The following is a 22487-nucleotide window of genomic DNA, read 5'->3' as shown; positions in this document are numbered from 1 at the left end:
TTAAAGTTTTAGCCAAGTTCCGGTATTCGTCACCGGTAGAACCTGACTCAAGCAGAAGGACTGCCATGCCTGCACCACTCGACACCAGGATCATCGTTGTAACCGGCGGCTTCGGCAGCCTGGGCCGCGCCCTGGCAGAGCGCCTCCTTGCCGATGGCGCGAAGGTGGCGCTGCTCGACCGTGCCCCGGCGCCGCCGACCGGCCTGCCCGCTGTCGCGCTGGCGCTCGGCGGCGTCGACCTGGCCGACGAACAGTCCTGCCAGGCCGCCTACGCCCGGGTGCGCGAAGCGCTCGGGGGCATCGACGGCATCGTCAACGTCGCCGGCGGCTTCACCTGGGAGACGGTGGAAAGCGGCGCGCTGGCCTCGTGGGACCGCATGTACGAGACCAACCTGCGCACCGCAGTGGCCAGCTGCCGCGCGGGGCTGCCGCACCTGCTGGCGCGTGGCGCCGGGCGCATCGTCAACGTCGGCGCGGCGGCAGCGCACAAGGCCGGCGTGGGCATGGGCGCTTACGCCGCCTCCAAGGCCGGCGTGGCGCGCCTGACCGAGGCGCTGGCCGAAGAATTGAAGGACCGCGGCGTCACCGTCAATGCGGTGCTGCCGAGCATCATCGATACGCCCGCGAACCGCGCCGAGATGCCGGAGGCGGACGCCAGCCGTTGGGTCACGCCGGCCCAGCTGGCCGCAGTGGTGGCCTTCCTGCTGTCGGCCGACGCTGCGGCGCTAACCGGCGCCTGCATTCCGGTGAACGGACGGGTGTAAACGCCAACCAGCGCGCCTGCCAATGGGCGCCCTAACCACCACAACGAGGGCGAGGACGCAAGCGTCACCAACCCCGACGGAGACAAGCAATGAGACTGGTTACCTATCGCGACGCACATGGCGCGATGCGTCCCGGGGCGCTGATCGAATCGGACAGCGCCATCGTCGACCTGAGCATCGCCGCAAGAAGCGCCGGCCTGGGCGCCTGGCCGGCCTTCAACAGCATCCTGGCCTTGGTCGAAGCGGGCGAGGAGGCAATGACGGAGGCGCGCCGCATGGTGGCGCTGGCGCCCACCGCGTCGGTGATCGAGCGCGCGAGCGTGAAGCTGTGCGCCCCGATCCAGCCGCCGCCCCAGATGCGCGACTGCTCCTGCTTCGAGTTGCACCTGAAGCAGAGCTTCGCCGCCGCCCGCCGCGCCCGCGTCGCCCACCTGCCCAATCCCGAAGAGGCGCTGGCGCAGATGAGTACCCGCGCCGACGAGCGAGTGATCGCCACCTTCAACCGCCAGCCCATCTACTACAAGTGCAACCGCTTCGCCGTCGTCGGACCGGATGACGACGTGATCTGGCCGTCGTACAGCAAGGCGATGGACTTCGAGCTCGAACTGGCCTGCTACATCGGGCGCAAGGCAAAGGACGTTCCACGCGAAAGGGCGCGCGAGCACATCGTCGGCTACACGATCTTCAACGACATGAGCGCGCGCGACACCCAGGCGGAGGAAATGGGCGGCATGCTCGGTCCGGCCAAGAGCAAGGATTTCGATACCGGCAACGTGATGGGCCCATGCCTGGTGACCGCCGACGAGCTGCCCGACCCGTATGACCTCACGATGATCGCGCGTGTAAACGGCGCGGAATGGGGCAGGGGATCGACGCGCGACATGCGCTGGCAGTTCGAGGACCTGATCGTCCATATCTCGCGCTCCGAAACCCTGTATCCCGGAGAAGTGCTCGGGTCGGGCACAGTCGGCAACGGCTGCGGCCTCGAGCAGCTGCGCTACCTCAAGCCCGACGACGTGATCGAGCTCGAGGTCGAGGGAATCGGCACCTTGCGCACCCGGATCAGGCTGACCTGAGCATCGGGACAGTGCACCTATCCGGCGTCACGGGCCAGAGAATCCCCGGACGCCGCTTCCACGACCTACCAGGAGACACCCATGGTCACATCAAAGAACGGCGCGGCAATCGACTTCGCCGAATTCAGGCAGTCGTGGCGCGTCCTGCTGCTGGCCATCGCCGGCATCATGATCAGCATTAACGCCGCCCTGCTGTACGGCTTCGGCGTGCTTGTAATCCCGCTGCAGGCCGAATTCGGCTGGGAGCGGCCGGCGCTGCAGGCGGCGATCAGCTTCCTGTTCGGTGGCGCGGTGATCGGCCTGCAGCTGGTCGGCTGGCTCAACCTGCGCTTCGGCATCAAGCGCGTCACCGTGGTATCGCTGCTGACGATGGCCCTGGGTTACCTGGCCACCACCCAGATCGGTGGATCGGTATGGACCCTGTACGCAGCGTTTTTCCTGCTGCCGATCGTGGGCATGGGCGCGCTGGCGGTGACCTGGACCCAGCTGCTCAACCTCTGGTTCGTGCGCAACCGCGGCCTGGCGCTGGCGCTGGGCCTGTCCGGCACCGGCATCACGGCCGCCGTGACGCCGCCGCTGTTTGCGTGGAGCGTGGCGAACTGGGGCTGGCAGGCGCCGTTCGTGATCCTGGCGCTGGTCAACGTCGTGATCGGCATCCCGCTCACGCTCGCGTGGTTCCGGCTTCCGGAAACCACCGCAGCAGCAAGGCCGGGCAGCGCCGCAGCGCTGCCGGTCACGGGGATGTCCTTCCGCGCTGCGCTGGCGTCGCCCAAGTACTGGATCTGCAACCTGGCCTTGTGCCTGGTGGTCTCGGCCGTGATGGGCGTGGTCACGAGCACGGTGCCCATGCTGCGCGACCGCGGCCTCGATGCCGCCGCCGCGGCCCAGGTCTTCGCCTGGTTCGGCATCGCGCTGGTACTCGGCCGGCTGGTCGTCGGCTATCTGCTCGACCGCCTCTGGCCCCCGGGCGTGGCGGCGATCAGCCTGGCGCTGCCCGCAATCGGCACCGCGATTTTCCTGTCCGGGAACCCTGATATCGCCGTGCTCAGCCTCGCCGCTGCCCTGGCGGGCCTGGGCGCGGGCGCCGAATTCGATATCGCGGCCTTCCTCATGGCCCGCTATTTCGGGCTCAAGGACTACGGCCGCATCTTCGGCCTGCACCAGGGCTTGATCACGGTCGCGTCGGCCGGCGCGCCGCTGGCATTCGCTGCGATGTTCAGCGCTACCGGCAGCTATGGCGCGATGCTCACCTATTGCACGGCCAGTACGCTGGTGGGCGCCGCACTGCTCCTGACCCTGGGACGCAGTCCGCAGGCCGCGGTCCAGCCGCAGGCTGCCGGCGCGTAAGCCGGCCTGCGCACCGCTCCTCACTTCATAAGGAACAAGCATCATGTCGCTACAATCGGTAGTCATTGCCGGCGCCGGGCATGCCGGCGTGCAGGTCGCCCTGTCCCTGCGTCAAGAGGGCTTCGCGGGACGCATTGCCCTGGTCAACGACGAGCCATGGCTGCCCTACCAGCGCCCGCCGCTGTCGAAGGCCTTCCTGTTGGGCAAGATCAGCGCCACGGCGATGCAGTTCCGCTCCGACGAGTTCTACGCCGAGCAGCGCATCGAGCTGATTGCCGACAGGGGCGCGGCGATCGACCGCCAGAACCGCCGCCTGGTGCTGGCATCCGGCACGGCGCTCGACTACGACCACCTGGTGCTGGCCACCGGCGCCCACAACCGACCGCTGACGGTGCCGGGCTCCGGCCTGGCCGGCGTATTCGGCATCAAGACCCGCGCCGATGCCGACGCGGTGGCGCCGCTGCTCAAGACCGCGCGCAAGGTAGTGGTCATCGGGGCCGGCTTCATCGGCCTGGAGTTCGCGGCCGTTGCCGCCGCCGAAGGGGCGGCGGTCGAAGTGCTGGAGCTGGGCGAACGGCCGATGGCGCGCGCCATATCGCCGCAGATGTCCGAGATATTCCGCTCCGCCCACGAAAGCTGGGGCGTGCACTTCAACTTCCGCGACGCGGTCGCGGAAATCGAAGGTGACAACGGCAGGGCGGTGGCCGTCATCACGGCCGACGGACGGCGCCTGCCGGCCGACCTGGTCGTGTACGGCATCGGCGTGGTGCCGAACGTGGCGCTGGCCCTGGAAGCCGGGCTGCACATCGACAATGGCATCAAGGTCAGCGCCGGGCTCCTGACCTCCGACCCGAACATTTCGGCACTCGGGGATGTCGCGGCCTTTCCCTGCCTGCAGAACGGGTCGCAGCTGACCCGGCTCGAATCGGTGCAGAACGCCTGCGACCAGGGCAAGCTGATCGCCGCCCGGCTGGTCGGCAAGCCCGCTCCCTATACCGCCTTGCCCTGGTTCTGGACCGACCAGGGCAGCCTGAAACTGCAGATCGCCGGCCTGGCGCTGTGCGCCGACAACCACGTGGTGCTGGGCGACCCGGCCGCGCGCCAGGTCTCGGTACTGTGCTTTCGCGGCGAGCAGCTGCTGGCGGTGGAGTCGTGCTGCCGCGCGGGCGACCATATGGCGGCGCGCAAGATCCTGGCGCGCCCGCCCGCGCTCACCCCGGCGGTGGCGGCGGCGCCAGGGTTCGACCTGAAGGAATGGGAAGCGGCCAACCGCTGAGCGCGTCCGGTGCCGGCTGGAGGCTGCGCCGGTCGTTCAGGCGCTGAAGTCGGCGAGCCAGGCCTGGTCGTCGACGCACAGCGCTTCAGCGCGCGCCGTGAAATCCCAGGTCGAGCCGAGCATGCGGATCGCCTGCGGGGCGCGCTGCGGCTGCTGGGCGTAGCAGCGCCCGGTCAGGTGCGCGTGCGGCTCCTTGTCGATGTCCTTGAGGCGGCCCAGCGAAATCAGGGCGCAGCGGCGCAGCACCAGCGCCGCTTCCGCTTCCTCGGCGGGCAAGCTGCCGATGGCCCAGCGCGCCATACCCTGGCGCATGTCGATGCCGGTGTAGGGATCCGGCCCGAGGATGGTGCTGCCCTCGACCGACCAGTCGAGTACCAGCTGGCCGTCGCGTTCCAGGTAGGCATGGGTACGGCCGTCGATATGGCGCGGGATCTCGATATCGTAGCGGCGTGCGTCGTCGCCGCGCGCAGCACAGGCGACGGCCAGGCCGGCGAGATCGAACATGTGGGTGCACTGCTGGGTCGGATCGGTGTGCAGGTTGACCGAGTGCGCGATGTCGTCCAGGCGCATGCCGGCCAGGCGCTGCAGTTCCGGAACGGCGCCCGGACAGGCGCTGAACGGGTGGCGCGGCGTCTCGCCGCGCACCGCGGTCACTTGCCCGCCATGATGATCCAGCACGACGCGGAAGTGGTGGAAATCGTCTTCCAGTACGGCGCGCACCTGGCCGCCCTCGCGGTCGTGACGGCCTGCCAGTTCGATTCGCCGGCGAAAACGCTGCATGGTGTAATTCCTGGTAGGGGTTGTGGGAATGAATGTGTACAATAACAGAAAAACTGTCTAATAATATACCCGAACGATTCGATACCGAGGAGACGACTGTGGGATTGCTGAACGATAAAGTGGCCTTGATTACCGGGGCCGGCGGCGGCATCGGACGTGGCGTGGCACGCCGTTTCGCGCGCGAGGGCGCTGCCGTGGTGATCGCGGAGATCGACCGCGACAGCGGCGCCGCGGTGGCGCGCGAGCTCGAGGAACTCGGCGGGCGCGCACTGTTCGTACACACCGACGTGCTGCGCAAGGAGTCCGTGCTGGCAGCCGTCGACGCGGCGGTGGCGCATTTTGGCGGACTCGACATCCTGGTCAACAACGCCTTCGTGCCGACCCCGAACGTGCTGCTGGAGGACAAGACCGACGAGATGCTCGAGCAGACCCTGACCTCGACCATCAAGGCCAGCTGGTGGGCGATGCGCGCGGCCTTGCCGCACATGCGCAAGCGCGGCGGCGGCAAGGTCGTCAATTTCTATTCGATCGATGTCGAGCTGGGCGCATGGCTGCACGCCGACTACAACACCGGCAAGGCGGGCATCGTCGGCCTGACCCGCAGTGCGGCCGCCGAGTGGGGGCGCTACAACATCACGGTCAATGCGATCGCGCCGACCGCCATGGGCGCCACCTTCCACAAGCTGGCGGCCGAGAACGAGGGATTTGCCGAACGCGCCGCGGCCATGCGTCCGCTCGGGCGCTGCGGCGACCCGGAAGAGGATATCGGGCCGGTGGTGGTGTTCCTGTCCAGCGACATGTCGCGCTACGTGACGGGTGAATCCTTCCACGTCGACGGCGGCCTGCACTTGCCGGGCTATAACTCCAGGCCCGCCAACGTGGCGGTCCGCGAATACTGAGCCCAGCACCAACCCACGATACAGGCCTCACGATGCAAGCAGTCAAGCGCGACAAGGCCAGCGGCGACACGGCGGGCAAGCGCAACCGCCGCGCCGAAACCACGATCGCGGCAATCCTCGCGGCGACCGAGAAGATGGTGCTGCGCGAAGGTTCCGACCGGATCTCCATCCTCGACGTCTGTATGCTGGCCGGGATCTCGCGCGGCACCTTCTACCGGTATTTCGCTTCGCAGGACGAGCTGCTCGACGCCTTCGCGCGCCACAAGCGCGCCTCGTTCCAGCAAGCGATGATAGAGGCTGTGGCGCCGTATGCCGAGCCGACCGCGCGCTTCCATGCGCTGGTGCGCTACCTCGACGACTATGCCGCGCATGGCCAGGCGCGCCTGCTGCTGCGCGCCGCGCCCGAATACACGCTGCGCCTGTTCGGCCGCCTGTTCAACGAATCGCTGGTGCGCATCGACGACCTGATGCGGATCGTGTTCGACGCCTGGGACCGGCGCCTGGGCATCCGCACCGACCGCGAACTGATCTGCGAACTGTTGATCCGCTGCGTGCTGAGCGAGCTGGTGGTGCCCAACCAGCGTCCGGAAGACGGGGTGCAGCGCATCGTGAGCTTCCTGTATTCGATCGTCGAGTGCGAGTCAGGCGACACCGCGCAAAATAAAAGTTAAACACATTTGCCATTTCTGTCCATTTTTGGCAATATAGGTCCTGATGCAAAAGCACCGACCGAGTGCCGCGGGATGGAGACATGTGTTGTGTCCGGCCAATGCGCCTGCTGTCGGGATAACCAATCGTCACAGGGAGACACCACATGCTCATCGACCTTCACGCCCACGCCCCCCATCCGGATTACTACAACCAGCACCCGCACTGGGGTCCGTTCTTCGAGCAGCGCCCGGATGGCGACATCAAGCTGCGCGTCGGCCACTGGATCCTGTCGCTCGGTTCGCCCGAGCGCCGCGCCGCCCTGCAGAAGGCGCGCGCCGAAGGCAAGACCCTCGACATCAACCAGTACCTGGCGCGCTGGGCCGATCCGAAGACCCGCCTGGCCGGCATGGATGCGGCCGGGCAGAGCGCCCAGGTGGTGTCGGTGCCTTCGCACTGCTACATGTACTGGGCCGATGCCGAGTTCGGGGTGCCATTCGCGCAAAAGGTCAACGACGTCCTGGCCGAATACTGCTCCGCCGCCCCGAACCGCCTGATGGCTTGGGCCCATGCGCCGCTCAACGTGCCGGTGGAGGCGGCCAAGGAAATTCGCCGCGCCTGCACCACGCTCGGCGCCAAGGGCCTGGTGGCGGGCGGCGCCAATTTCGGGGGGCTCGAATTCGACTCCCCCGAGATGGACCCGGTCTGGGAAGCCCTGTGCGACCTCGACCTGCCGATGTTCGTGCACGGCTATAACCAGTCGGTGACCTGGGGCGAGGATGCCAACACCGACCGCTACGAGACTACCGCCATCGTCGGCATGAACTACGACGAGACCAAGTGCTTCTGGAACATGATCAATGGCGGCGTGTTCGACCGCTTCCCGAAGCTGAAGGTCTACATCACCCATGGCGGCGGTTTCGTTCCCTACCAGCTGGGCCGCCTGGCGCAGACCAATCCCAACCTGGACGTCGCGCACAACAAGAAGCCGGTGCTGGACTACATGAACAACTTCTACTTCGACGTCGAGCTGCACGAGCTGCCGATGCGCCAGGCGATGGTCGAGATCATCGGCGCCGACCGCGTGCTGTACGGCTCGAACTTCGGCGGCAGCGACGCGGTGCGCCACGACCTGACCGACGGCCTGCGCATTTCCGACGAGGACCTGCAGAAGATCCGCTGGAAGAACGCCTGCGAGCTGCTCCACATCGACCCGGCCACGCTGGTCGAGCCGGCCAAGCCAGCGGCGCTGGCAGCATGAAGATCGCACGCTGCGCGGGCGACGGCGCCCCGTTCTGGGCGCTGGTCGACAGCGAGGCGGGCTCGGTGCGCCCGATCGCCGGCGCGTTTGCCGACTGGGGGCCGGCGCTCACTCGCGCGATCGCCTCGGGTCGCGCCGCCGCCGGCGAGGATGCGCTGCCGTTCGCCGGTCCGGCCCGTCCGCTGGCAGGCCTGCGCCTGTTGCCGCCGGTCGAGCCGGTCAACCGCGTGGTCGTGGCCGGCGCCAACTACGCCAAGCACCTTGCGGCCGATTTCGGCCTCAGGACGCCGCAGCAGCCGATCGCCTTCCTGAAGGCCTATGGCGCCCTGATCGGCGCCAACGACCCGATCCGCTACCCGCCGCTGACGAAGGAGCTCGACCACGAGGTGGAGCTGGTCGTGGTGATCGGGGACGGCGCCATCATTGACGCCGATCCGCTCGCCGCGGTGCTGGGTTATATGGTCGGCAACGACGTGTCGGCGCGCGACCTGCAGAGGAGCGGGCCGGCCGGGATCGGCATGGACCTGTTCGCGGCGAAGAGCCAGGACCGCAGTACCGGGGTGGGCCCGTGGATCGTCACGCGCGACGAGTTCGCGCCGGGCAGCCCGCAGCTGCGCTTGACGCTCAAGGTGAACGGCCAGGTGCGCCAGGATGCCAGCACGGCGGAAATGACCTGGGACGTGGCGCAGCTGGTGCGCTTCGTCCAGGCCCGCTCCAGCTTTGCCGCTGGCGACATCATGTTCACCGGTTCACCGGCCGGCGTGGGGCAGGGCACGGGACTGTTCCTGGAGCCGGGCGACGTGGTCGAAGCCAGCGTCGAAGGCATTGGCGCCATCAGCAACGTCGTCGGGCCCCGGTCCGGCGCATGAGGAGACAAACATGATCGACAAGAACCAATCCGTGGTGGTGGTCGGCGCCGGCCTGATGGGTACCGGCATCGCGCACGCCTTCGCCGGCAGCGGTTTTCCGACCCGCCTGGTCGACAGCAATGGCCAGGCCCTGGAAAAAGCGCTCCAGAACATCCACGCGATCCTCGACGGCGGGGTGAAGCTCGGCAAGCTGGCGCCGGACCTGGCCGAGGCGGCCAAGGCGCGCCTCACGATTCACACCTCGCTGGCCGACGGCGCCCCCGGCGCCAGCCTGCTGGTGGAAACCGTGTCCGAAAACCTGGCGGTGAAGAAGGCGGTGCTGGCCGAAGCCGTGCCGCTGCTGCTGGAAGACGCGCTGGTGGCGACCAACACCTCGGCGCTGTCGGTGACCGAGATTGCCGCTTCGGTGCAACGGCCGGAACGGGTGATCGGGATGCATTTCTTTAATCCGGTCCACAAGATGAAGCTGGTCGAGCTGGTGCTCGGCATCGCCACCGATGCGGCGACCGTGGCGCGCACCCGGGCCTGGGTCGACGCCATCGGCAAGACCTCGATCCTGGTCAACGAGTCGCCAGGGCTGACCACCAGCCGCATGTCGGCCATGCTCGGCAACGAAGCGATGTGGATGCTGCAGGAGGGCACCGCCAGCGCCGAGGACATCGACACCGCGCTGCGCATGGGTTTCAACCACCCAATGGGCCCCCTCGAGCTGGGCGACCTGACCGGCTGGGACACCCGCCTGTCGGTGCTGCGCTACCTGCATGCGACGCTGGGCGAGAAATTCCGTCCGTGCCCGCTGATCATCAAGATGGTCGCCGCCGGACGCCACGGCCGCAAGACCGGGCACGGGGTCTACCAGTACGACGCGGCCGGGCAGCGCGTGGCCGGTTCGGGCCTGAAGGCGAGCAATCTATGAGCGACGTGTATATCGTGGAAGCGGTGCGCACGCCGGTCGGCAAGTACAAAGGCAGCCTGGCCGGGGTGCGCGCCGACCACCTGGGCGCGCACCTGCTCGGCGCGCTGCTGGCGCGCGCCGGCGTCGACGCCGCCGAAGTGGATGACGTCATCCTGGGCTGCGTCACCCAGGTCGGCGAGCAGTCGGCCAACATCGCCCGCACCTCGGTGCTCGGCGCCGGCTGGCCTGCAAAGATCCCGGGCCTGACGATCGACCGCAAGTGCGGCTCGGGCGAGGTGGCCGTGCACATGGCCGCCGGCCTGATCGCCGCCGGCAGCGCCGACGTGGTGGTAGCGGGCGGGGCCGAGAACATGAGCCGGGTGCGCATGGGCGGCAATCGCGAAATCTACGGCGAGGCCTTCGGTGCGCTGGCCTCGAACGCCTACGAGCTGACCAGCCAGGGCGAGGCGGCCGAGCGCGTGGCGGACCAGTGGAAGCTCGGCCGCGAGCAGCTCGACGCCTATGCGGCCGAGAGCCACCGCCGCGCCGCCGCGGCCAGCGCAGCCGGCTGGTTCGAGCGCGAGATCGTCGAGGTGCCGGTGGCCGCGTTGAAGGACGCGGCCTACGCCGAACCGGCCCCCGACAGTTTGAGCGCCGACGAGACCATCCGCCCGGGCACCAATGTGGAGAAGCTCGCGACGCTCAAGACGAGTTTTCGCGCCGACGGCAAACTCACGGCCGGCAATTCCTCCCAGATTTCGGACGGCGCGGCGGTCCTGCTCCTGATGTCGGGCGCCGCGGTAGACCGGCTGCGCGTCAAGCCACGCGCGCGCATCCGCGCCTTCACCACAGTCGGCTCCGACCCGACCCTGATGCTGACTGGTCCGGTGGCGGCAACCCGCAAGGTGCTGGCGCAGGCCGGCCTGGGCGTGGACGATATCGACCTGTTCGAAGTGAACGAAGCCTTCGCGCCGGTGCCGCTGATGTGGGCGCAGGAACTGGGCGTGTCGCACGACAAGCTGAATGTGAATGGCGGGGCGATCGCGCTCGGCCATCCACTGGGCGCCAGCGGGGCCCGGATCATGACCTCGCTCCTGCACGAACTCGAACGGCGGGGAGCGCGCTATGGCCTGCAGGCGATCTGCTGCGCCGGCGGCATGGGGACGGCGACCCTGATCGAGCGCCTCTAGCACGGCAAACGCGCGGCAGGCCGGCACAGAACCGGCCGCCGCAAGCAGCAGACCCTATAACAAGGAGACAGCAATGCACATCGACCTGAGCGGCAAGCGGGTGATCGTGACCGGCGCATCGCGCGGCATCGGCCTGGCCATCGCGCGCAGCTTCGCGGCGGAGGGCGCGCGGGTCGCGGTCTGCGCCCGCAGCCCGGACGCCATCGAGGCCACCGGAGGCGAACTGGCGGCGCGGGCGCAGGCCGTCATCGCGCGCGCGGTGGACGTGACCGACAGCGCCGGCGTCAAGGCGTTCGTCGACGAAGTGGCCGGCACCTGGGGCGGCGTCGATGTCCTGGTGAACAATGCAGGGCAGGGGCGTGGGGGCAACCTCGACACGCTCACCCCGGAGCAGATCCTCGAACACGCGAATATCCTTCAGATGGGGCATTTTCGCTTCGTGCAGGCGGTCGTGCCGCACATGCGGCGCCAGCGCTGGGGACGGATCATCGAGATCAACGCACTGGCCGGCGCCTTCCCGACGCCGGATGGCATCCCGTCGGTCATCAACCGCGCCGCCTGCCTGGCGCTTTCCAAGTCGCTCGGCATGTCGCTGGCAAAGGACAACATCCTCGTCAACTCGCTCAACATGGGCTGGATCGACACCGGCCAGTGGGACCGCCACTATGCCGAGGCCGGGCCGGGTGTGTCGCGCGAGGAATTCGATGCGATGGCGCTCAAGGTGGTGCCGCTGGGGCGTTTCGGCAAGCCGGAGGACGTGGCCGGGATGGCCATGTTCCTGGCCAGCGACTACGCCTCTTTCATCAGCGCGGCCTCGATCGACATCAGCGGCGGCCTGCAGGGGCAGATCGCGTATTACCCCACGCTCAAGCGCGAATTTACCGAGATGGCCAAGGCCCGCAACAATAGTAGGGCAGAGCCGTGAATACGATACGAAAATTCTCAATACAGAATGTTAATCGAACAGTAGAATAATCCGGATAATCGGGCTACAATGAATTCGCATCACGAGTCTCGTTTCCGTTGGGCCGAAGACAGTCGAGCAGCACGGTTCACTGGAAGAACAAGCAGGCAGTGCTGAACGATTCTAAAAAGCGGTCCAAACGCTAAAACAGGAGACAGTTCCATGAACCAAGCTAGTGCAATGCAACCCATCGCCCGCCACGCGGTGCGGTCCATCGCGGCAGCCGCCGCACTTGTCTGCGCCATCCCGGCTGCGGCAACCGAAATCATCGTCGCCAACCCCGACATCAAGCTGCGCCTGGATGCCACCGTCCGCTACACCGGCGGCGTTCGCATGGAGGGACAGGACAGCCGCCTGCTGAAGAATTACATCTACGACGAGGGCGACTCGAAGTTCGACAAGCACGACATGGTGACCAACCGGATCGACGTGCTGACCGAGTTCGATGTCAGCTGGCGCAACAAAATCGGCGCCCGCGTCTCGGCCGCCGGCTGGTATGACCAGGCTTACGACGACCATTCGGTACGTTCGCCGGCCGGCTTCCTGACTGCCTATCGCAACGCCACCTACAACAACGAGGTCCAGCGCTACGTGAACGGACCGTCCGGCGAGATCCTGGACGCTTTCGTGTGGGGCAACGTCGACCTGGGCACGGTTCCGCTGAATATCAAGGTCGGGCGCCAGACCAACGTCTGGGGCGAAGGCCTGCTGCTCGGCGCCCATGCGATTTCGTATGCGCAGTCGCCGGTGGACGGCGTCAAGGCCGCCATCAATCCTGGTGTCGAAACCAAGGAAGTGTTCCTGCCGATCGGCCAGGTCGCCCTGAGCGCCCAGGTCACCGACACCTTGACGCTGGTCGGCCAGTATTACTACGAGTGGAAGCCGACCCGCATCCCGCACGCCGGCACCTACCTGATGGGCGCCGACACGGCGCCGTCATCGGACAACCTGGTGTTTCCGATCCCGGGCGTGGCGGCGCAGCTGATCGAGGCGCGCAAGCCGGGGGACCATGGCAACTGGGGCGTCGGCGCCCGCCTGAACGTGGAGTCGATCGAGTCGAACTTCGGCGCCTACTACCGCCGCTTCGACGATTACTCGCCGGAGCTGGGCGTGCAACTGCTGAACTTCAGCGGACCGTTGCCGACCCGCGCCCGGTTCGTGTATCCGGACAAGATCGAGCAGTACAGCCTGAGCTTTAGCCGTGTGATCAATTCAGTAGCCGTCGGCGCTGAACTGTCCTACCGCAAGAACGGCGCCCTGAACACGCCGTCTTCCATCACAACCCCGACCGGCGCACGCGGCGACACCTGGCACGCCGTCGTCAACGGCATCTACATGCTGCCCGCTACTCCCCTTTGGGCAACGGGAACCTTTGTCGGCGAGCTGGCCTACAACCGCCTCGACGAGGTCAGCACCAATCCAGCGTTGTATCGCTCGGTTGGCGCCGCATCCTGCGTCGATTCGCGGACCGGCGTCGCGCGTTCGGGTACCAAGGATGACGGTTGCTCTACCAAAGATGCATGGCTGATGGCGCTGCGCTTCACTCCGCAGTACCTCAATGTGCTACCTTCGTGGGACCTGGCGCTGCCTGTCAGCGCCACCTACGGGCTGTCGGGCAACGCGCCGTCCTCGGGTGGTGGCACCGAGGGCGAATTGCGCTGGTCGATCGGCGCCACGGCAACCTACGCATCGAAGTACGAATTCTCGCTCCTGTACGCCGACCGCAAGCTCCCCGTCCGGGAACTGAACGGCAGGATTACCGGGGGCGCGGCCCACAGCAATTCGTCGGTTGGCGTCATCGACCGCGGCTGGCTGTCCTTTACCTTCAAGACGGCGTTCTAAGCCGCAAACAGGAGACTCGACATGAACATCAAGCGACTCATCATCGGCTCGTTGGCAGGTATGGCGGTACTGGCACCCGCCGCGCAGGCACAGGTGACGGCAGACGAAGCCAAACAGCTCGGCGCGGCGCTGACCCAGCTCGGCGCCGTCAAGGCGGCCAACAAGGAGGGCACGATCCCGGCCTATACCGGTGGCCTGCAGAAGGCGCCGGGGGGCTTCAAGGCCGGCAGCGGCGTCTGGGCCGATCCGTTCAAGGACGAAGCGGCGGTCTTGCGCATCGACGCGAAGAACTACCAGCAACATGGCGACAAGCTGTCCGACGGCCAGAAGGAGCTGTTCAAGAAACATCCCGGCTTCTACATGGACGTCTACCCGACTCACCGCACCGCCGCGGTGCCCGAGCGCGTGCTGGCCAATACTGTACGCAACGCCACCACCTGCAAGACCGCCAAGGGCGGGCTGGCGGTGGACCAGGCCTGCCGCGGCGGCATCCCGTTCCCGATCGCCAAGACCGGCAACGAGATGATGTGGAACCAGCAGCTGCGCTACAAGGCCGACACCACCACCCGGTCCTCGCGCTCGTGGGTGGTCGATTCCAGCGGCAAGGCCGTCATGACCTCGCAGCAGCAGACCTTCGAGGAGACGCCTTACTACCACGAGGACCTGGACGGCCGCGACGACCAGATGTACTGGCGCACCTACTCGGTCACCAGCGCCCCGATCCGCAAGGCGGGCGAAGTAACCGGCCTGATGGACTTCCTCGATCCGACCCAGAAGCCGCGCCGCGCCTGGAGCTACGCCCCGGGCCAGCGCCGCATCAAGCTCGCGCCCGAGTTCTCGTACGACACCCCGGTGGCCAGCATGGGCGGCGTCACGCTGTTCGACGAGCTGTTCGTATTCTCGGGCCAGATGGACCGTTTCGACTTCAAGCTGGTGGGCAAGAAGGAAATGTACGTTCCCTACAACGCCTACAAGCTGTACTTCGGCTGCGGCGTGGAAGAACAGTTCAAGGAAAAGTACCCGAACCCGGCCTGCTGGCGCTGGGAGCTGCACCGCATGTGGGTGGTCGAGGCGACCCTGAAGCAGGGCTTCCGCCACGCCTACGCCAAGCGCACCTACTACATCGATGAAGACAGCTACGGCGCCATGCTGTACGACGCCTACGACCGCAGCGGCCAGCTGTACCGCTCGATCTTCAACTCGATGATCCAGCTCTACGACGTCGATGCACCGTACACCGTGAAAAACGTGATCTTCGACTTCAACAAAGGCATGTACGCGCTGGTGAACGACGGCCTGGTGGGCGGCTACGGCGTGGTGGCCAAGCCGCGCTCGAACCGCGACCTCAACCCGGAGGCGATCGTGGCCAAGGAAACCGCGCGCTGATCGGGCGCCGCTTCCTGGAAGGGCTGTCCGTCGCCTGCTGGCTGCAGCGGCGGTGCAGCGGCAGGCAGGCCGTCCGATAGCGCCGCTACCGGTTTGGCAGCCGTCGAGTTGTACGTACCAACACGGAGTCTCCGTTGAACATCTCTATATCGATTGCATCCGGACCGGGGCGCCGAGCGCTTGCGGCCGTCCTGACCGTGGCCGCCTGCCTGGGCCTGCCGCTTCCCTCCGGCGCCGAAGTCCTTGATAAACCAGCCGAGCGCACGCCGGCCGCGTTCAAGCGGGCGATGACAGGCATTGCGGTCCAGGGCAACACCGCCGTGTCGGTCGGTGTGCGCGGCACCATACTGGTCTCGCGCGATGCCGGCAAGACCTGGAAACAGGCCGACGTGCCGGTCACGTCCGACCTGACCAATGTGCGCTTTACCGGCCCTAACACGGCCTGGGCTACGGGCCACGACGGCGTGGTGCTGCGCAGCAGCGATGGCGGTCAGGCATGGGTCCGGGTGCTCGACGGCCGCAGCCTGCTGGCCATGCTGGACAAGCATTACCGCGCCCAGCTTGCGGCCGGCGTTCCGGACGCCGCGGCCATCGTCGACGAAGTCAAGCGCGCGGCCGCGCTCTCGGCTACGCCCGGCGTGCTGCCGTATCCCTTCCTCGACATCCGCATAGGCGCCGACGGCGAAGGCTTCGTGGCCGGTGCATTCGGACTGCTGCTGCGCACCGGCGACGGCGGCAAGACATGGGAGCCCTGGCTGGAGAAGGCCGGGAACGATCGCCGCATGCACCTGTATGCGCTCGAGCAGACCATCGATGGCAACGTCTACCTGGCCGGCGAGCAGGGCTTGCTACGCCGGCTCGACCGCGCAGCTGGCCGTTTCGCCGAGGTCGAAACTCCTTATACCGGCACCTGGTTCGGCCTTGCTTCCAACGAAGCCGGCCTGTTCGCGTTCGGCCTGCGCGGCAATGTCTTTGTCAGTAACGATGGCGCGGCAAGCTGGGAGCCCCTCGCCCTCGGCACCCAGGCTACCGTGGTAGGCGCCTTCGCTTGCGCACCGGGGGAACTGGCCTTCGTAACGCAATCCGGGCAGATGCTCGTTCACCGCGGCGGCAAGACCGTCGATGCACGTCTCGCGCGCAACGGCGAGGTGTATGGCGCGGCGCCCGCCGGGACGGGGCAGGTCGCCCTGGCCGGAACCGCTGGCGCGAGGATGGCGCAGGTTCCAGGCTGCGGGGCCGACGCTGCAAGAATGGGGAAGAACTGACATGGCCGCGCATACCGAACAGCCCCGCATGCCCGTCGTGCGGGACCTCCATTCCTTCGACCGCTCCTCGGGCAACTTGCTCGAGCGGGTCATTTTCAACCACCGCATCCTGGTGCTGCTGGCCTGCCTGTTGGCGACGCTATTCCTCGGCTATGCGGCAACGCGGATCAAGGTCAACGCCAACTTCGAGCGCATGATCCCGCTCAGCAGCCCGTATATCCAGAACTACCTGGCCCACAAGGACCAGCTCCCGGGCCTGGGCAATACGGTGCGCATCGTGGTCGAGAACAAGACCGGCGACATCTACGACCCGGCTTTTCTGGAAGTCATGCGCAAGGTGAACGACGACCTGTACATGATCCCGGGTGTCGACCGCTCCTGGATGAAGTCGATCTGGATGCCGATCGTGCGCTGGCGCGAGGTCACGGAAGACGGCATCACCGGCGGCGCCGTGATGCCGGCGCAGTTCGACGGCAGCCCGGCCGAACTGGCCAAGCTGCGCGAGAACGTGGCCAAGGCCGGCATCGTCGGCCGCCTGGTGGCGCTCGACATGAAGTCGAGCATGATCGTCGCGCCGATGCTCGACACCGATCCCAAGACCGGCGAGCCGCTGGACTACGGTGCTTTTTCCCAGCAGCTGGAACAGAAGATCCGCAGCTACGAGAGCGACAAGGTCGGCATCCACATTGTCGGTTTCGCCAAGATCGTCGGCGACCTGATCGAAGGCCTGAAGTCCGTCATGCTGTTCTTCGCCGTCTCGGTGGCGATCGCCACCGTGTTCGTCTACATGTACACGCGCTGCCTGCGCAGCACGGCGCTGCTGGTGAGCGCGGCCGTCCTCGGCGTGGTCTGGCTGCTGGGACTGATGCAGCTGCTCGGCTACGAACTCGATCCGTACTCGATCCTGGTGCCTTTCCTGATCTTCGCCATCGGGCTGTCGCACGGCGCCCAGAAGATGAACGGCATCATCCAGGACATCGGGCGCGGGACCCACCGCTATGTCGCTGCGCGCTATACCTTCCGCCGCCTGTTCGTGGCCGGCGTCACGGCGCTGCTGGCCAACATCGTCGGTTTCGCGGTACTGATCATCATCGACATTCCGGTGATCCGCGACCTGGCGATCACCACCAGCATGGGCGTATCGGTGCTGGTGTTCACCAAACTGTTCCTGATCCCGGTCGCGCTGTCGTATATCGGCATCAGCCCGAAGGCGGCGCAGCGCGCGCTCGAGGAAGACCAGGAGATGGCGCAGGGCCGCTCGGTGCTGGGACGGCTCTGGGCGCACCTGGACCGGCTGACCGAGAGGCGCTGGGCGATCACGGTGATCGGCGTCGCGCTTGCCATGACGGCGGTGTCGGCGGTGGTGATGCAGGACCTGCGCATCGGCGACCTCGATGCCGGCGCACCCGAACTGCGCCCGGATTCGCGCTATAACCGCGACAACGCCTACATCACCCGCAACTACGGCCTGTCGAGCGACCAGTTCGTCGTCATCATGAAAACCGCCGACGAAGGCTGCCGCCTGGTGCCGGCGCTGAACAAGATGGACGGCCTGGCCCAGCTGCTGCGCGCCGATCCGGCTGTGCAGACCACGACTTCGCTGGCAGAGACGGTAAGGTTTACCACCGCCGCCATGACCGAAGGCAGCGGCAAGTGGCTGACGATCAGCCGCAACCAGTCGATCACCGACGGCGCCATGTCGGCGGCGGCCATCGCCACCCCCGACATCACCAACCAGAGCTGCTCGGTATCGCCGCTGGTGGCCTACCTGTCCGACCACAAGGCCGACACCGTGGCGCGCATCCTCAAGACCGCGGAAGGCTACGCACAGCTCAACAACACCGCACCTGGCGCCAAGGAACCGGTGCAGTTCCTGCTGGCCGCCGGCAGCGCCGGCATCGAGGCCGCCACCAATATCGAGGTCGGCAAGAGCATCATCACCATGTACCTGGCAGTGTACGGCTCGACCGCGCTGCTGTGCCTGATTACCTTCCGCAGCGTGCGCGCCACCATCGTGGCCCTGGTCCCGCTGGTGATCACGACCATCCTGTGCAAGGCCCTGATGGTCTGGCTCGGGATCGGCCTGAAGGTCGCGACCCTTCCGGTGATCGCGGTAGGGGTCGGGGTAGGCGTGGACTACGCGCTCTACCTGCTGTCGGTTCAGATCGCCTGCCAGCGCCGCGGCGACAGCCTGCGCGCGGCCTACCGCCGCTCGCTCGACTTCACCGGCAAGGTGGTCGCGCTGGTCGGCCTGACGATGGCGGCCGGCGTTGTCACCTGGGCCTGGTCGCCTATTAAGTTCCAGGCCGACATGGGCATCCTGCTGACCTTCATGTTCCTCTGGAATATGCTGGGCGCGCTGATGCTGACGCCGGCCCTGTCCTACTTCCTGCTCAATCCAAAAAGCGCACGTGACGATGCGCGCGTTACCCCAACACTGGAGAAGACCTATGTTTGACCTGCTGCTGTCAGCCGACATGATGCTGCCCGACCCGGACGGGATGACCGAACTGTTGGTGAAGAAGCTCGGCGTGCACAGCCACCCGAACTGGCGCCAGGCCTTCGACAACCATCCGTATATCGCGCACTTCCTGCGCGTGCACAAGTCGCTGGCCGTCTCGCCCACGCGCCTGGAGCCGCAGTGGCACCTGGACTACGACAACCCGGGCGACCCGATGTTCCACGAGTTCCTGGAAAGCCTGAAGGATTACCAGGGCCGCCACCGCCCGATGCTGACCCACTCGGTGGTGCTGGCGCTGCAGGGGCCGAAATTCGATGCCTTCGTGGACAAGCTGATGCGCCGGGGCCTGGCCTTCCGCATGGCCCAGCGCACTCCGGAAATGCCGTTCGACCGCCTGTGGCTGGGCGCCACCCCGGAGCGTCCGCGCTACTCCCCGGACGTGGACGGCGGCCTGTGCATCGAAGTGATGCCGACCGAGCCGCTGCAGATGCCGCCCGACACCTTCGCCACGCCGCCGGCCCAGCCGCGCGACCCGCGTCCGGGCGACATGCTGCGGGTCAGCGCGCGCGCCTTCCTGGTGCGCGACCTCGACCACACGCTGCGCTGCTGCTCGAAGAACCTCGACTGGGAACCGCAGGGTGGGGTCGAGCTGCTCGGCCGCGAGGGCCAGCGCCGCGCGGTCATGCCGTTCACGGTGGCCAACAGCGCCGCCCTGCACGTGATCCAGCCGACCGCCTGGAACACTCCGGCCGCGCATTACCTCAACAACTGGGGGCCGGGCCTGTATTACATCCGCATCGCCGTCAACGGCCTGGCGGCCAAGGCCGACGACCTGCGTGAGCGCGGCACAAAGTTTACCTGGGTGGAAGAATCCGAATCGGCTGGCGGCAAGGCCCTGATCCGGATCGACGCGTCCGAGCTGCGCGGGCAGCTCGTCGAGTTCGAGGAAGCCTGACATGGACTTCCACGACCCGGACGACCTGTCGACCAGCGTGGTCAATGCCGCCGTCACCATCGAGCGCGAAGGGCTTCTCGCCTGGGTGGTGCTGACCCGCTCCGCCCAGATCAACGCCATCAACGACGACATCCGCCAGGGCGTGCCGCAAGCCCTGCGCGCGCTCGACGCCGACCCGGCGGTGCGCGTCATCGCGATACGCGGCGACGGCGCGCGGGGGTTTTGCGCCGGCGCCGACATCAAGGAGAAGCGCGGTCCCGAAACCGCCGTCGAGGTGCGCCGCCGCATGCAGGGCGCGCGCTGGATCGAGGCGATCGATACGGTGCAAAAACCGGTCATCGCCGCCGTGCACGGCTATTGCATGGGCGGCGGCCTGGAGCTGGCGCTGGCCTGCGACATCCGCTTTGCCGCCCCGGATGCGGTATTCAGCCTGCCGGAAACGGCGCTCGGCCTGATCCCGGGCGGCGGCGGTACCCAGCGCCTGGCCCGCGTGGTCGGACCCGGACGTGCGATGGACCTGCTGCTGACCGGCGAGCGCCTCGACGCCCGGGCTGCCAGGGACATCGGGCTGGTCACGCGCATGGCGAGCGAATCCGGTGCGCTGGTCGAGGAAGTGCGCGCTTTCGCCCTGCGCATCGCCGCGCGCGCGCCGGCCGCCACGCTGTCGGTCAAACGGGCGGCGCGCAGCGCGCTCGATCTCGAACTGCGCCAGGGCCTCGACCTCGAGCTGGACCTGTTCGCCATGCTCAAGCCCAGCGACGACGCACGGGAAGCGGCGCTGGCCTTCAGCGAGAAGCGTCCACCGCAATTCACCGGCCGCTGAACGTCGGCATACTGAAGGAGACAATAAATGAGTAACAAGAAACTGGATGGCCGGGTCGCCATCCTGACCGGTGCCGGCGGCGGACTGGGCGCCGAGGCTGCGCGCGTGCTGGCACTGCACGGTGCGCACGTGGCGATCGTCGACATCGATGGCGCAGCAGCGCAGCGCGTGGCGGCGGAGATCGAAGGACAGGGCGGGCAGGCGCTTGCGGTGCAGTGCGACGTCTCGGTTGAAGCCGAGGTGCGCAACATGGTCGAGGCGGTAGTCGGCCGCTTCGGCCGCGTCGATATCCTGCACAACAACGCCGCGGTGCTGAGCGTCGAGCAGCGCCAGCGCGACCGCGACGTGATCAACATGGACGTCGAGGCCTGGGACCGTGCGATGGCGGTCAACCTGCGCGGCGCCATGCTGTGCAGTAAATACGCGATCCGCGAGATGCTCAAGCATGGCCGCGGTTCGGTCATCTTCGTCACCTCGGGCCTCGGGGTGCAGGGCGACCTGTCGCTGTCGGCGTACGCGGCCTCCAAAGCGGCGTTGATCATGCTCAGCCGCTCGGTGGCGGCCCAGTACGGCAAACAGGGCATCCGCTCGAACGCGCTGCAGATCGGCCTGGCGCCGGCCGAGAATGCGCACGGCAGCATGCCGGCGCCCTTGCTGGATATCCTGCGCGACAACCACCTCACGCCCGAACTCGGAACGCCGCGCCAGATCGCCGACGTGGTGGCCTTCCTGGCATCCGACGAATCCGCCTTCGTCACCGGTACCACCCTGGTGGCCGACGGCGGCTTCGGCAGCCATACGCCCTCGCTGGTGGCGATGAAGGCCTTGTTCGCGCAGACCGGCGCGAAGGGGATGTGATGAAGGCCGCCATCATCCACGAACGCGGCGCGGCGCCGGTTATCCGCGACTTTCCGGAGCCGGCCGCACAAGAAGGCGCGGTCCTGATCGTGGTCGACACGGCCGGCCTGGGCGGCTGGGACGTGCTGGGCGCCTACCGGCTCGGCGTGCAATACCCGTGCGTGATCCGCGGAGAAGGCGTCGGACGTGCTCCTGACGGGCGCCGGGTCTATTTCGGCGAGCGCTCGGTTCTGCCTTACGGCGCCTGGGCTCAGCGCACCCTGGTGCCGGTCGCGGAAGTGTGGGACGTACCGGACGATGTCGACGACCGTACCGCCATCTCGATGGGCATTGCCGCCACCGGCGCCCTGGTGCCGCTCGAGCAGGCCAATATCCAGCCTGGCGAGGCGGTGCTGGTGCTGGGCGCGACCGGCACGCTAGGCCAGATCGCCCTGCAACTGGCCCGCTTCCTCGGCGCCGGCCGGGTGGTGGCGGCCGCACGCTCGGTTGACGCGCTGGCGCGGCTGAAAGAACGCGGCATCGCCGACGAGGTCGTGGTACTGGGCGGCGACGACGACGTCGCGGCGCTCAAGGCCGCCGCCGGCGAAGGCTTCGACGTGGTGCTGGACCTGGTCTGCGGGCAGCCGATGCTCAACGCACTCAAGGCCACCCGCTGGGGCGCGCGCATCATGACCATCGGCACCGGCGCCGGCCGCCAGGTCCAGCTCGACATCGCCGACCTGCTGTTCCGTACCTTGTCGTGCATCGGCACCGGCCAGCGTCCGCCTGCGGACCGCCGCGCCATCTGGGAACGCCTGCTGCGCATCGCACGCGAGCAGAACATCCAGGTGGACTACACGGATTTCGCATTCGACGACGCGGCCGAGGCATGGGCGGCGCAAGTGAGCGGGCCGCACGCGAAGATCACCGCGCGCGTGCGCGGCTGAAC

The 22487-nt window shown here is 67.3% G+C and carries 20 protein-coding genes; 19 read left to right on the top strand and 1 reads right to left on the bottom strand.

All coding sequences use genetic code 11. From position 1 onward, the window contains the following. Positions 1–65: 65 nt before the first annotated feature. The 4 genes from BM031_RS07265 to BM031_RS07250 all read left to right on the top strand — a co-directional run bounded on the left by BM031_RS07265 (position 66) and on the right by BM031_RS07250 (position 4463). The gene (locus tag BM031_RS07265; RefSeq protein WP_091873087.1) at positions 66–764 is read left to right on the top strand and encodes an SDR family NAD(P)-dependent oxidoreductase; all 699 of its coding nucleotides are present in this window, start codon (positions 66–68) and stop codon (positions 762–764) included. An 89-nt stretch (positions 765–853) separates the two neighbouring features. Next, entirely contained in the window at positions 854–1840 is a 987-nt protein-coding gene (locus tag BM031_RS07260; RefSeq protein WP_091873084.1) for a fumarylacetoacetate hydrolase family protein, read from the top strand. Positions 1841–1921: 81 nt separating this feature from the next. Then, the gene (locus BM031_RS07255) at positions 1922–3187 is read left to right on the top strand and encodes an MFS transporter (protein ID WP_091873082.1); all 1266 of its coding nucleotides are present in this window, start codon (positions 1922–1924) and stop codon (positions 3185–3187) included. A 43-nt stretch (positions 3188–3230) separates the two neighbouring features. Beyond that, positions 3231–4463, top strand: coding sequence for an NAD(P)/FAD-dependent oxidoreductase (locus BM031_RS07250; protein WP_091873080.1), 1233 nt, complete (start codon positions 3231–3233; stop codon positions 4461–4463). A 36-nt stretch (positions 4464–4499) separates the two neighbouring features. On the opposite strand, the gene BM031_RS07245 is transcribed toward BM031_RS07250, so the two are convergent. Then, positions 4500–5243, bottom strand: coding sequence for a DUF2889 domain-containing protein (locus BM031_RS07245; RefSeq protein WP_091873078.1), 744 nt, complete (start codon positions 5241–5243; stop codon positions 4500–4502). A 98-nt stretch (positions 5244–5341) separates the two neighbouring features. On the opposite strand from BM031_RS07245, the gene BM031_RS07240 reads away from it, so the two are divergent. The 15 genes from BM031_RS07240 to BM031_RS07170 all read left to right on the top strand — a co-directional run bounded on the left by BM031_RS07240 (position 5342) and on the right by BM031_RS07170 (position 22485). Next, on the top strand, positions 5342–6142 hold the full coding sequence (locus BM031_RS07240) for an SDR family NAD(P)-dependent oxidoreductase (RefSeq protein ID WP_091873076.1): 801 nt from the start codon (positions 5342–5344) through the stop codon (positions 6140–6142). A 32-nt stretch (positions 6143–6174) separates the two neighbouring features. Next, entirely contained in the window at positions 6175–6813 is a 639-nt protein-coding gene (locus tag BM031_RS07235) for a TetR/AcrR family transcriptional regulator (protein ID WP_229408689.1), read from the top strand. Between the two features lie 143 nt (positions 6814–6956). Continuing rightward, positions 6957–8051, top strand: coding sequence for an amidohydrolase family protein (locus BM031_RS07230; protein ID WP_091873073.1), 1095 nt, complete (start codon positions 6957–6959; stop codon positions 8049–8051). Beyond that, complete coding sequence (locus BM031_RS07225; RefSeq protein ID WP_091873071.1) at positions 8048–8920, top strand: fumarylacetoacetate hydrolase family protein; 873 nt, start codon at positions 8048–8050, stop codon at positions 8918–8920. Before BM031_RS07230 ends, BM031_RS07225 begins: the two co-directional genes overlap by 4 nt. A gap of 10 nt (positions 8921–8930) precedes the next feature. Continuing rightward, entirely contained in the window at positions 8931–9836 is a 906-nt protein-coding gene (locus BM031_RS07220) for a 3-hydroxyacyl-CoA dehydrogenase (RefSeq protein WP_091873069.1), read from the top strand. Then, complete coding sequence (locus tag BM031_RS07215; RefSeq protein WP_091873066.1) at positions 9833–11005, top strand: thiolase family protein; 1173 nt, start codon at positions 9833–9835, stop codon at positions 11003–11005. The genes BM031_RS07220 and BM031_RS07215 overlap by 4 nt, the downstream gene beginning before the upstream one ends. A 73-nt stretch (positions 11006–11078) precedes the next feature. After that, complete coding sequence (locus tag BM031_RS07210; RefSeq protein ID WP_091873061.1) at positions 11079–11930, top strand: SDR family oxidoreductase; 852 nt, start codon at positions 11079–11081, stop codon at positions 11928–11930. Between the two features lie 201 nt (positions 11931–12131). Further along, positions 12132–13811 carry a DUF1302 domain-containing protein gene (locus BM031_RS07205; protein ID WP_091873059.1) on the top strand — a complete coding sequence of 560 codons (1680 nt, stop codon included), beginning with the start codon at positions 12132–12134 and terminating at the stop codon, positions 13809–13811. Between the two features lie 21 nt (positions 13812–13832). After that, positions 13833–15197 (top strand): DUF1329 domain-containing protein, encoded by a 1365-nt coding sequence (locus tag BM031_RS07200; RefSeq protein WP_091873056.1) that lies wholly within the window; start codon positions 13833–13835, stop codon positions 15195–15197. A 134-nt stretch (positions 15198–15331) separates the two neighbouring features. After that, a complete protein-coding gene (locus tag BM031_RS07195; protein ID WP_091873054.1) occupies positions 15332–16462 on the top strand; it encodes a YCF48-related protein in 1131 nt (376 codons plus the stop codon). A gap of 1 nt (position 16463) precedes the next feature. Continuing rightward, a complete protein-coding gene (locus BM031_RS07190) occupies positions 16464–18920 on the top strand; it encodes an efflux RND transporter permease subunit (RefSeq protein ID WP_091873051.1) in 2457 nt (818 codons plus the stop codon). Then, the gene (locus BM031_RS07185; RefSeq protein WP_091873049.1) at positions 18913–19878 is read left to right on the top strand and encodes a VOC family protein; all 966 of its coding nucleotides are present in this window, start codon (positions 18913–18915) and stop codon (positions 19876–19878) included. The genes BM031_RS07190 and BM031_RS07185 overlap by 8 nt, the downstream gene beginning before the upstream one ends. A gap of 1 nt (position 19879) precedes the next feature. Further along, a complete protein-coding gene (locus BM031_RS07180) occupies positions 19880–20701 on the top strand; it encodes an enoyl-CoA hydratase/isomerase family protein (protein WP_091873046.1) in 822 nt (273 codons plus the stop codon). A gap of 27 nt (positions 20702–20728) precedes the next feature. Continuing rightward, positions 20729–21559: an SDR family NAD(P)-dependent oxidoreductase gene (locus BM031_RS07175; protein ID WP_091873044.1), complete on the top strand. Its 831-nt coding sequence runs from the start codon at positions 20729–20731 to the stop codon at positions 21557–21559. Continuing rightward, a complete protein-coding gene (locus tag BM031_RS07170; RefSeq protein WP_091873042.1) occupies positions 21559–22485 on the top strand; it encodes a quinone oxidoreductase family protein in 927 nt (308 codons plus the stop codon). The genes BM031_RS07175 and BM031_RS07170 overlap by 1 nt, the downstream gene beginning before the upstream one ends. Positions 22486–22487 lie beyond the last annotated feature (2 nt).

It is taken from the genome of Massilia yuzhufengensis (assembly GCF_900112225.1).
GTDB classification, from domain to species: Bacteria; Pseudomonadota; Gammaproteobacteria; order Burkholderiales; family Burkholderiaceae_D; genus Telluria; species Telluria yuzhufengensis.
Note: the sequence above shows the minus strand (reverse complement) of the source record. Positions and strands in the feature narration are given on the sequence as shown.